Genomic DNA, 11,558 nt, shown 5'->3' on the forward strand with positions numbered 1-11,558 from the left:
TTTATAGAACGGCATTATCGTCCTAAAAATCAGAAAGTTTTTGATAAACAGTTCAAAAAATATGGATAATTAAAATGCGACGAATTACCTTCGATCTTGATGTGCTGCGCACTTTTTCAACCGGCATGGAACTTGGCAGTTTTGCCAAGGCAGCCGCCCGGCTTGGCCGCTCCACCTCGGCGGTCAGCGCGCAGCTGAAGAAACTCGAGCAGCAGACGGAAACGGCGATCTTCGTCAAGGCCGGTCGCGGGCTGGCGCTAACGGAAGCCGGCGAGACCATGCTGGCCTATGCCCGCAGGTTGCTCGACCTGAACGATGAAGCGGCGACGGCGATCCACGGCACCGAGCTTGCCGGATGGGTGCGGCTCGGATTGCAGGAGGACTTCGGCGAAACCATTCTTCCGGACGTCTTAGGACAGTTCGCCCGCGCTCATCCAAAGGTGCGGATCGAAGCCCGCGTGGCGCGCAACAGCGAGTTGATCGATCGCATCACATCCGACCGTCTTGATCTGGCGTTGGCATGGAGCGATGGAACGGTGACGACACCGCACGCCGCCCACATCAAGGATGTACCAATGTGCTGGGTCGGCCCGGCCGGGGAGCCAAGGAACTGGCGAGCATCCGCAGACGAACCATTGCCTCTTGCATCGCTGGAAGCACCCTGCCTCTTGCGCACCGCCGCCACGAGAGCACTCGACCGCGCCGGCATCCCTTGGCGCCAGTCGTTTGTGAGTCCGAGCCTGGCGGGATTGTGGGCTGCAACCGTCGCGGGCCTTGGCGTGACTATTCGCACCCCGTTCGGCTTACCGCCAAGCGTACAACCTCTGATCCCGGCTGACAGCGGACTACCGCCGCTACCCTATCTCGGGCTTGTTCTTCATCGATCGCAAGCGCAACCGGATCCGGCAACCGCACGCCTTGCATCAATAATGCTGCAAGCGGTGCACAACGCGATACCAGCGTACTGACGAGCTTCAGATCGCCCAGGGTGCAAAAACGGGAGCGTTTACGGCAACAAGCGATGCGCCGCGCGATTGGCCGCGTTTACCAGCCATCTCGACGATCTCGAACGCCGTGTGATCGGATAGGAGTGCGCGGAGCGCCGCTGCATTCAGCCGGTGCCCGCCGCGATATGAGCGAAAACAGCCAATGAACGGCGCGCCAGCAAGGGCAAGATCGCCAATAGCGTCCAGCGCCTTGTGACGAACAAACTCATCCTTATAGCGCAGGCCACCTGGATTGATGACGGAATGATCGTCGCCGATGACCAGCGAATTATCGAGTGACGACCCCAGCGCCAGGCCCGCGGCCCAAAGCTTTTCCACATCGCGCATGAAACCGAAGGTGCGAGCCCGTGAAATTTCCTTCCGGAAAACCGTCTCATCCATATCCGCGGCAAATTTCTGACGACCGATGACCGGCGTTTCAAAATCGATTTCGACCTCATAACGCGTTCCATCATAAGGACGGAACTCGGCCCAGGATGCCCCGGCCTCGATGCGCGATGTCTTCAGGATGCGGATGAAACGGCGTTTCGCCGCTTGCCGCACAAAACCGGCCTGCTCGAATGCGTCGAGGAACACCGAGGACGTTCCATCGAGAATTGGCACTTCCGGGCCGTCGATCTCGACGATCATGTTGTCGATGCCCGAACCGGCGATGGCAGCCATGACGTGTTCGACTGTGCTGATCGTCACGCCTGCCCTGTTGGCAAGCGTCGTCGACAGATCGGTCGTCCCGACCTCAGACACAAGCGCCTTGATCTCGTGGCTGGCCCCCCTCCCGTCGAGCCTGTGGAAAACGATGCCCGTATCGGGTTCGGCCGGCACGAAGGCAATCGTCACCGGCGCACCGCTGTGGACGCCAGCACCTGAAAGGGCAATTCGCTCGGCAATCGTTGTCTGGTAGTCGCGCAATTGAAACCTCGTGCCTATGTACCGCCCGGATCGTCCATCCGGTTTTCGACTTTCGTTTGCGGCGCTGCACGTTTCGGGAATCAGCATCGCTCATCGTTATTTTGCGGCGCAAGATACAGTCGACATCCCATGAAGCAAAATCACGGTTTCGCGACGTTTGTAACGAAACCACTGCGCCGTCAGCTAAGCCGTTTCTTTGGCCTTTCAATGGCTTGAACGAAAAATTCCGCCATTGAGGCAATGGCGGAATTCATATCCTTTAACAATCCGTGATTAGATCAGTTGGCCTGACGGCGAAGGAAAGCCGGGATTTCAAGCTGATCGTCTTCGGAAGCCTGGCGCGCCTGTGGCTGAACGCGGCCCTGCTCATCGAGCTGTCCACGGCGTGGCGCATAGATCGACGCGTCTTGCGAAAGCGGTCGGCGCTGTTCGACCGGACGCATCGCGGGTTCCCGCGGCTGCGCTGGTTCGAGGCGGGCGGTCTCGTCTTCCCGGCGAGTCAAACCGGCAGTGAGGCGCTTGAGAAGACCCATCGGACCGCGGTCTTCCTGGCTGTCATAGGAAGGCTCGCGGTTGCTCTCACGGCTTCCCATGTCGCGGGCGTTGAGTTCTGCCTGGATCACAGGCGGAAAATCAGCGACATTCGGCATGCGCGGGGCAGCTGGCTGCGGTGCCGGTACCGCTTGCATCTGTGGCTGCGGGGCAGGCTGATGCACTGGAGCCTGGGGCGCGGCAGCGAATGGAGCATCAAAGACTTCCGGCGCCGGAGCCTGGAAAATGCGGCTCTGTGGACGGAATTCCTCGGCAGGCTGTGGAGCACGCTGCACCACCTCCTGTTCCGCGGCGCGGATCGCATCGGCTACGGGGTCCGCTGCGCGTGCGGCCGGCTGCTGGACAACCGGACGTGCATTTGTACTTGCGGCGGCCTGCTGCGCGGGCTTGGCAATGGGCTTCAGAGGCTGGCGAAATTCGATCGGCGCGGGCGCCGACTCTCCAATCTGCTTATCGATGCCAGTTGCCACGACAGAAACGCGGATGATGCCTTCGAGGCTTTCGTCGAAGGTTGCGCCGAGGATGATATTTGCATCCTGGTCAACTTCTTCACGGATACGCGTTGCAGCCTCATCGACTTCAAAGAGCGTCATGTCACGGCCACCGGTGATCGAAATCAGCAGACCCTTGGCGCCACGCATGGAGGTTTCATCAAGCAGCGGGTTGGCAATTGCAGCTTCAGCGGCAGCCATTGCACGGCCGTCGCCGGAGGCCTCGCCGGTCCCCATCATCGCCTTGCCCATCTCGCGCATAACTGAACGAACGTCGGCAAAGTCGAGATTGATCAGGCCTTCCTTCACCATCAAGTCGGTGATGCAGGCAACACCGGAGTAGAGAACCTGATCGGCCATCGCGAAGGCATCGGCAAAGGTAGTCTTGTCATTGGCAATGCGGAAGAGGTTCTGGTTCGGAATGACGATGAGCGTATCGACGTTCTTCTGCAGATCAGCGATACCCATATCGGCGGTGCGCATACGGCGCTGACCTTCGAAATGGAAGGGCTTGGTGACGACGCCAACCGTCAGAATACCCTTTTCGCGTGCCGCCCGGGCAACGACTGGAGCTGCGCCGGTACCGGTGCCGCCACCCATGCCGGCCGTGACGAAGCACATGTGGGTGCCCTGGAGATGATCATTGATCTCGTCGATGCATTCTTCGGCTGCTGCGCGGCCGACTTCCGGCTGCGAGCCGGCACCAAGGCCCTCGGTCACAGCGGCGCCAAGCTGAACCAGGCGTTCAGCCTTCGACTGCGACAGCGCCTGTGCATCGGTATTGGCCACAACGAATTCAACGCCGCGCAAGCCGGCATTGATCATGTTATTGACCGCGTTGCCACCACCACCGCCAACACCGAATACGGTGATCCGTGGCTTAAGCTCGGTAATGTCCGGCTTTTGCAGATTGATACTCATTTGTTTCGTTCCTTTTCGTCTCTACCGCCTCGCCGCTGCGGTGTTTTTTTGGGTTTCCCCGATTGATCAAAAACTCTCTTTCAGCCATTGGCCGATACGCTGAAAACGCCCACCTGTGCCTGTCATCAACGACGATGAGCCAGCCTTTACAGAACGCTCTTCAATTCCTGCCACTTGCGGATAAATCAGAAGACCAACCGCTGCAGAGAAAGCCGGACCCTTGGCAGCCTCGGGAAGCCCCGTGACACCAAGAGGACGGCCAATACGCACGTTGCGAGCCAGAATGCGGCGTGCCGCCTCCGGCAATCCCGCCAACTGGCTGGCGCCGCCCGTAAGCACCACGCGCTTGCCGACAATCTGGCCGTAGCCGGACTGGTTGAGGCGGTCACGCGCGAGTTCGAGCGTTTCCTCTACACGAGCGCGGATGATGCGGGTCAGTACCGCACGTGGATATTGATTGGGAACATCGCGTGCATCGTTGCCGAGCGGCGAGACACTGATCATGTCCCGGTCATCGGCAGCACTGGGCAGAGCTGAGCCGTGCATGACCTTCAGCCGCTCGGCGTCGTCCATATGAGCGGAAAGGCCGCGCGCAACATCCATGGTCACATGATTGCCGCCAATGGCGATGGCATCGGCGTGGATAAATTTGCCTTCGGAAAACACGGAAATCGTTGTCGTACCGCCACCCATGTCGATGCAGGCAGCGCCCATCTCGGCTTCATCATCGACGAGCGCTGAAAGACCGCTGGCGTAAGGCGTTGCGATCATCGCCTCGACGGACAGATGACAGCGATTGACGCACAGCTCAAGATTGCGCAGCGGCGCCGCGTCAGCAGTCAGCACATGCATTTCAACGCCGAGCGTATCGCCAATCATGCCGAGCGGATCGCGAATGCCGCGTTCGCCATCGAGGCCATAGGCGATCGGTAGCGAATGAACGAGATGACGTTCAGCAGCAAGCGCCTGTTTGGCACCGGCGGCAAGCACCCGGCGGATATCCGACTGATCAACCTCATGGCCGCCCAGATTGATGCTGGCAGAAAAGCTCTCGCTCTTCAGGCGGCCCGCCGAAATATTGACGATCATCGAGTCGACCGTAAGACCCGCCATGCGCTCCGCCGCGTCGACGGCAAGACGGATCGCCTGCTCGGCAGCATCCAGATTGACGATGACGCCTGACTTGATGCCGCGCGACTTCTGGTGGCCAATTCCCAAAACTTCGATGCGATGTGTACGGCCTGGCAGATGCGCGCTTTCCTCACGCGGTCGCAAACGCGCGATGATGCAGCAGACCTTGCTCGAACCGATGTCCAGAACTGTCAACGAGCGCGTCCGCTTGGCGGATGGCGCTCCTGTCGATGTACCTTTTCCGTTCAGAATACTCATACACGCTTCTCCGAACGCTTGGGCGCCTTGTCACGGGCCTTCAAATACTCAACGCGCTGTACCATTGCTTCCGGTGTCAGCCTGACAACGACGCGGTCCGTCAGGCGCATATCGACCGATGCAATATCGCGAGACAAAAGCCCCGCCTTGCTGTCCATACTGGCAATATCGGTCAGGGCCTCGTCGATGCGCGTTTCCGGCAGCATCAGGCTTACACCGTTTTTCAGCACCAGATCCCAACGTCGATCGCCGACCCGCTGATAGGCTTTTACCTCGGCGGCGATTTGCGGGAAGCCCGCCATCTGCGTCAGGAGAAGCTTTGCCTGCTTGTCAGCACCGGCGCCGATTACGACAGGCAATGAAGCACTGCGGCCGCCGTTGAAAGGCACGATCATGCGGCCATCGGCATCGATCACCGAAAGCTGGTCGCCATTTTGCCACACCGCCAATGCGGTGCGCTCGTGGATCGAAATCTGGATCGTATTCGGATAGACCTTGAACACATCGACGGACTCGACCCAAGGCAACCCTGCTACGGCCTTTTGGGCGTCTGCAGCGCTCAAGCCGACCAGAGACGTCTCGCCGTCAAGACCAAGTGCGCCAAGAACGTCGATTTCAGACGTTTCCTTGTTGCCGACGACCTTCACATCTTCAATGGCGAAGCCGAACGTCGAGGTTGTAACCTTGACCACTTCGGGCGCATGACCCCCAAGGATTGCGCCGTAAGCGCCAGTCAAAGCCAGGAAGGCCAAGGCACCGAATGTCCCCACATGGTTCGGAATGGAGACTTCGCCTTCGATGGTGCGTGCAAGGACACGTACAGGCTTGCGCAGGATTTTTGGCAGGACGATCCGGAAACGGCCAAAAGTCGCCGACCTGCCCGAAGACACCGGCACAGCACCCCGCGGGTGCGCATTTTTGCCCTTCAACGCAAACACGATGCGTCCTCCACCATCCAACTCAACAATTCACCGAAGGTATGCCCCGCAGCTTTGGCGATATCAGGCACGAGAGAGGTGGGAGTCATGCCTGGCTGGGTGTTGACTTCCAGCCAGATCAGCTCGCCATCCTCGGAAAAACGGTCGTCGTAACGGAAGTCCGACCGGCTAATCCCTTTACATCCAATTGCCTGATGCGCCTTGAGTGCCAGTGTTTGTATTTTTTGGTAAATTTTTAGTGAAATTTTAGCGGGAACAACATGATTTGATCCGCCTGCAACATATTTTGAATCATAATCGTAGAACTGGTGCCCCACCGGGATGATTTCACACACTCCGATAGCCACATCACCCATCACGGCACAGGTCAATTCGCGCCCATATATGTAGCGCTCAACCATGACGCTATCGCCATATTTCCATTCGGCAGAAGTGATGATCTGCGGCGGATGGGACTGATCCTCCTTGACGATGACGACACCGAAACTGGAGCCCTCGCTCACGGGCTTCACGACGTAAGGCGGCTTCATCGGATGCTTTGAGGTGAAGTCCAGGCGGTTCATGGTCTTGGCTTCAGCCACAGGAATACCAGCCGCCTTGGCAACGATCTTCGCCTGCTCCTTGTTCATCGCAAGCGCAGACGCGAGCACGCCAGAATGCGTGTAGGGAATTTCGAGATATTCCAGAATACCTTGGATGGTGCCATCTTCGCCGAACGGCCCATGCAACGCATTGAAGGCGACATCGGGCCTGAGTTCACGCAATACACTGGCGATTTCGCGCGTAACGTCGACGCGCGTTACGGTATAGCCTTCAGCCTCCAAAGCATCGGCGCATGAATTGCCGGAAGATAGCGACACCGGACGCTCCGATGAAAAGCCACCCATCAGCACCGCAACATGCTTTTTCGCCATGAAGGCAACCCCTCGAACACTTCCCCATCAAAGCTGAAAACAGACATGAGTCCGCACACATCCGGCGGCTGAGACCGCAGATACCCGAGACTGGAAAATCCAGCCGACTCAAATCAGTTAACGCTTGTCCCTAAAGAATCAGAGAGTTGATTCGCTGACAAGTCCCCAATGATTCAACAATGGAAATTCGTGTAAAAAAATGTTTCAGGAGACGGCACATCAAGCGGCGCGGGCCGCTGCCTCGATCGCGTCAGCCACCCATTCATTGAGACTTTTGTTTTCTGCAGCAGCCGCCAAAACGGCAGCTTCGTGAACTTCCGCAGCAAGGCGTACATTGAAACGACCAGAGAATTCGCGGAATGGGGAAATGCCTTTTTCAGCACACATCTCAAGAAAAACTTTGAGCGACTTACGACCCTCGACAATCAGATCATCGACGCTCCTCGCATAAAAATCTGCGCCTCCGGATAATCCGAGAAATTCTCCACGGATCATACCGATTTCCGGATCAAGTGAAACGACCGCTTTGTGACCGTCGATATCGATGACATTTTTCATGGCTTCACTCCATGGCTTTCCAGCCATTTTCTGATGCTCGCAATTGCACCCTTGTCGGTATCAGGCGATGGATGCGGGGCGGTGAAACATGCGAACTTCGCCTAACAAAACGACACCAACACGCGAACCTTCTCTTTCGCTGACTTCAGCACCGAGACTGACAAACAATGCTTCCACATCTACCCAGCGAACTGAACCGCTGACCGGACGAGCGAAAATCTGCACCAACGTAACATGGTGTTTACGCTTCATAAATTGAGTACCATTTTTCAGTACCATTCACAATGAAATTTGAACAAAGAATTATTTGAAAAAAGCTAGTTGATCCACATCAGAGCAACTGGCCCATAAACTCGTGGACTTCATGGCCAGAGCGGAAAAGCCCGAGGCGCTTTATTTCCCAATGCAGGCGAATACCCGAATTCTGCACGACCCGCGAACGGATGGTTTCGCCAAGCGTCTCAAGGTCATGTCCCGAGGCAGTGCCGGTGTTGATCATGAAATTGCAATGCATCGGTGACATCTGAGCACCACCGATCATCAGTCCGCGCCCGCCAGCTTTGTCGATCTCTTTCCAGGCAGAGGAGCCTTCGGGGTTCTTGAACGTCGAACCGCCGGTCTTTTCCCGTATGGGTTGCACCGTTTCACGGTGCTGCTGGACGGCATCCATCGCTGACTGGATCTCCCCGCGATCACCCGGCTTGCCCTCCAATAGCGCCGAAGTGAAGATCAGATCATTTGCCGCGCCGGAATGACGATAGGCGTAGCCCATGTCAGCGTTCGAAAGAATTCGAACCTCGCCCTTGCGATCAAGGGCTCGCACTTCCACCACGCGCTCACGCGTCTCAACGCCGTTCGCACCGGCATTCATGCGCAGAGCGCCGCCGATCCCGCCAGGGATACCGTGATAGAAATGAAACCCGGCGATGCCCGCCTCCAGGGCCGCAGCAGCAACACGCTTGTCTGGCGTAGCCGTGCCCGCACGCAACTGCGTATCGCCGACCCGCTCGACCTCGCCAAAACCCTTGGCCGAAAGGCGGACAACGAAACCCGGAATACCCCCGTCCCGCACCAGGAGATTGGAGCCGATACCAACGACGAGGATCGGATATTCTTGCGGGACAGCTTTGAGGAATGCAGACAAATCTTCCTCGTCCGCGGGCTGGAACATGACTTCGGCAGGGCCACCGGCGCGAAACCACGTAACCTTTTCCATGCCCATGTTAGGCGTCAACCGTCCGCGCAGACCAGATAAACGATCTCCCAGCTTTTTCAGCAGGGCCTCGCCATCAATAAGTGGAGACATCATATCCTTCCCGTCCGAACCATCCCTGTCGGAGCAACCGGCAAATCTAGAGCGCTGCGAGTTCCTTTGGCAAGGCATAGGCCCATTGGGTTATGTTCCCCGCCCCAAGAAAGACCACGAAATCATCCGGTTTGGCGATTTCGGCGATCAAAGGAGCCACCTCTTGCGGACCGGCGATATAGCGTGCGTCACGGTGTGCGGCGGTTTTGATGCGCGAAACCAGCGCCTCCGAAGTCACACCCGCAATAGGGTCTTCACCTGCTGCATAAACGGGCGCCAGGACGACCGTGTCGGCGTCGTTGAAGCAAGCTGCAAATTCGTCGAACAGGCTGGCTAGACGCGTGAACCGATGCGGTTGCACCACGGCGATTACCCGGCCCTTGGAGGAATCCCGCGCCGCCCGCAATACCGCTTTGATCTCCACCGGGTGGTGGCCATAATCATCGAATATCTCAACGCCGTTCCATGAGCCGGTATGGGTAAAGCGTCGCTTGACCCCGCCGAATGACGAGAGACCCTTCTTGATATCCTCGGGTGAGATACCAAGCTCATGGGCTACCGCAATTGCCGCTGTGGCGTTGGAAACGTTGTGCCGGCCCGGCATGGGCAGGCGCAGGCCAGTAATCTCGGTGATCTCGCCGGTCTTGCGCTTGGCGATATGAACGTCGAAACGCGAGGCCGCGCCATCGACAACGAGATTGACGAAACGGACATCTGCTTGCGGATTTTCCCCATAGGTGATGACACGGCGGTCCTCGATCCGCGATACCAGCGACTGGACTTCCGGATGGTCGAGGCACATCACGCCGAAACCGTAAAACGGTACGTTCTCGACGAACTGCCGGAAGGCTTCGCGAACCCTGTCGAACGTGCCGTAATGATCGAGATGCTCGGGATCGATGTTGGTGACCACGGCCACATCAGCAGGAAGCTTCAGGAACGTGCCGTCGCTCTCGTCAGCCTCGACGACCATCCAGTCGCCCTCGCCCATGCGTGCATTCGTACCATAGGCATTGATGATACCGCCATTAATAACCGTCGGATCGAGATTACCCGCGTCAAGCAAAGTAGCGACCATGGAGGTGGTCGTGGTCTTGCCATGGGTGCCGCCGATGGCAACGGCCTTGCGGAAACGCATCAGTTCGGCCAGCATTTCGGCGCGGCGGACGACCGGGAGCAGTTTCTCTCGGGCGGCGATCAATTCAGGATTGGATTTCTTGATAGCTGTCGAGACGACGACGACTTCAGCATCGCCAATGTTCTCGGCCTTGTGGCCCACATAGATATCGATGCCCTTTTCGCGCAGACGCTGCACATTGGCGCTGTCGGCCTGATCGGAGCCTTGAACCTTGTAGCCAAGGTTATGCAGGACTTCGGCGATACCGCTCATGCCGATACCGCCGATACCGATGAAATGAACGAGGCCGATATTGAGCGGCATCTTCATGGGCGCATTCCTTTTTTGAAATCTTCAATCCGTTGACCGGACGCAATAGCTTCTGCGAGGTCCGCAAGCAACCTTGTGGCTTCAGGTTTGCCGGTGGTGCGGGCTTTTTCCGCAATAAATGCCAGACGGGCCGGGTCGCTCATCGCACTTGTCAGGATGGAGGCAATGCGCTCCGGGGAGAGCTCGGACTGTTTGATCACGTCCGCACCGCCGGCGGCCTGGAGCGCCGCTGCATTCGCCGCCTGATCATGATCAAGGGCATGCGGGAAGGGCACAAGAATAGCTGGCCTGCCGATGGCAGCGATCTCGGAAACCGTGGACGCACCTGAACGGGAGAGAACGAAATGGGATTCGGCGATGCGGTGCGGCATATCAAGAAAGAATGGCGCGACCTCCGCCGTGATGCCAAGCGATTGGTAGGCCGAGCGCACATATGACTCATCTTCTGCGCGAGCCTGCTGCGTCACGACAAGACGTGCACGATCTTCCGGCGCCAGCAGCTTGATGGCAGCCGGCACGGCAGTGGAGAAGTATTGCGCGCCCTGACTACCGCCAAAAACCAGGAAACGGAAGGGCTGGTGCGCCTGCGAAGCCTTATAAGGCTTCCCGACTTCTGCCAGGACTGCCGGGCGCACTGGATTTCCGGTGGCGATCGTCTTTTGCGCAAATGGTCCACCAGTGTCGGTCAAGAAGCCGCCGGCAATTGCGTTGACACGGGCAGCCAGCGCCTTGTTGGCACGTCCCATCACTGCATTCTGTTCGTGGATGAGTGTCGGTATTTTCATGCCGCTCGCCGCATAGAGCGGTGGCAGCGTTGGATACCCGCCAAATCCGGCGACCAGCTTTGGCCGAAATGTTCGGAAAAACTTGCGGGAATCGAGATTGCCGAGCCAAAGGGTCCAGAAGGTCTTCGCCAAGGAAACGGGATTGCGCCCCGCAATAGTGGCAGATCTGACGACATGTATCTGCTCGGCGGGAAATGCGCCTGTGAAGCGTTGTGCACGTTCGTCGGTCGCCAGATGGATTTCCCACCCCCGCTCGATCAATTCATGTGCCAGCGCTTCAGCCGGGAACAGATGCCCGCCCGTACCCCCGGCAGCGAGAAAAATAACCCCCTTGGACATCG

11 protein-coding genes are annotated in these 11,558 nt (G+C 58.0%); 1 reads left to right on the forward strand and 10 read right to left on the reverse strand.

Annotated elements, in window-relative coordinates; translation table 11 throughout:
* Window positions 1-74 precede the first annotated feature (74 nt).
* Window positions 75-968: a LysR substrate-binding domain-containing protein gene (locus J2X72_RS08690; protein ID WP_310070762.1), complete on the forward strand. Its 894-nt coding sequence runs from the start codon at window positions 75-77 to the stop codon at window positions 966-968.
* A 6-nt stretch (window positions 969-974) separates the two neighbouring features.
* Here the strand turns inward: J2X72_RS08690 and lpxC are convergent, their stop codons facing one another.
* The 10 genes from lpxC to murG form a co-directional block, all read right to left on the reverse strand.
* Window positions 975-1,916 carry a UDP-3-O-acyl-N-acetylglucosamine deacetylase gene (gene lpxC / locus J2X72_RS08695; protein WP_310070765.1) on the reverse strand — a complete coding sequence of 314 codons (942 nt, stop codon included), beginning with the start codon at window positions 1,914-1,916 and terminating at the stop codon, window positions 975-977.
* Between the two features lie 278 nt (window positions 1,917-2,194).
* On the reverse strand, window positions 2,195-3,880 hold the full coding sequence (gene ftsZ / locus J2X72_RS08700) for a cell division protein FtsZ (protein WP_310070768.1): 1,686 nt from the start codon (window positions 3,878-3,880) through the stop codon (window positions 2,195-2,197).
* 66 nt (window positions 3,881-3,946) lie between these two features.
* The gene (gene ftsA / locus J2X72_RS08705) at window positions 3,947-5,269 is read right to left on the reverse strand and encodes a cell division protein FtsA (RefSeq protein WP_210000389.1); all 1,323 of its coding nucleotides are present in this window, start codon (window positions 5,267-5,269) and stop codon (window positions 3,947-3,949) included.
* Window positions 5,266-6,207, reverse strand: a complete 942-nt coding sequence (locus J2X72_RS08710; protein ID WP_310070772.1) for a cell division protein FtsQ/DivIB — start codon at window positions 6,205-6,207, stop codon at window positions 5,266-5,268. The genes ftsA and J2X72_RS08710 overlap by 4 nt, the downstream gene beginning before the upstream one ends.
* Window positions 6,195-7,121 carry a D-alanine--D-alanine ligase gene (locus J2X72_RS08715; RefSeq protein ID WP_210000383.1) on the reverse strand — a complete coding sequence of 309 codons (927 nt, stop codon included), beginning with the start codon at window positions 7,119-7,121 and terminating at the stop codon, window positions 6,195-6,197. Before J2X72_RS08715 ends, J2X72_RS08710 begins: the two co-directional genes overlap by 13 nt.
* 219 nt (window positions 7,122-7,340) lie before the next feature.
* Window positions 7,341-7,679, reverse strand: a complete 339-nt coding sequence (locus J2X72_RS08720) for a type II toxin-antitoxin system HicB family antitoxin (protein WP_210000382.1) — start codon at window positions 7,677-7,679, stop codon at window positions 7,341-7,343.
* 60 nt (window positions 7,680-7,739) lie between these two features.
* A complete protein-coding gene (locus J2X72_RS08725; RefSeq protein WP_310070779.1) occupies window positions 7,740-7,931 on the reverse strand; it encodes a hexulose-6-phosphate synthase in 192 nt (63 codons plus the stop codon).
* Window positions 7,932-8,010: 79 nt separating this feature from the next.
* Window positions 8,011-8,985: a UDP-N-acetylmuramate dehydrogenase gene (gene murB, locus J2X72_RS08730; RefSeq protein WP_310070781.1), complete on the reverse strand. Its 975-nt coding sequence runs from the start codon at window positions 8,983-8,985 to the stop codon at window positions 8,011-8,013.
* Window positions 8,986-9,031: 46 nt separating this feature from the next.
* Entirely contained in the window at window positions 9,032-10,432 is a 1,401-nt protein-coding gene (gene murC, locus J2X72_RS08735; RefSeq protein ID WP_210000377.1) for a UDP-N-acetylmuramate--L-alanine ligase, read from the reverse strand.
* Window positions 10,429-11,556, reverse strand: coding sequence for an undecaprenyldiphospho-muramoylpentapeptide beta-N-acetylglucosaminyltransferase (gene murG / locus J2X72_RS08740; protein WP_310070786.1), 1,128 nt, complete (start codon window positions 11,554-11,556; stop codon window positions 10,429-10,431). Before murG ends, murC begins: the two co-directional genes overlap by 4 nt.
* Window positions 11,557-11,558 lie beyond the last annotated feature (2 nt).

It is taken from the genome of Phyllobacterium sp. 1468, from assembly GCF_031455525.1.
In the GTDB taxonomy this organism is placed as follows: domain Bacteria; phylum Pseudomonadota; class Alphaproteobacteria; order Rhizobiales; family Rhizobiaceae; genus Phyllobacterium.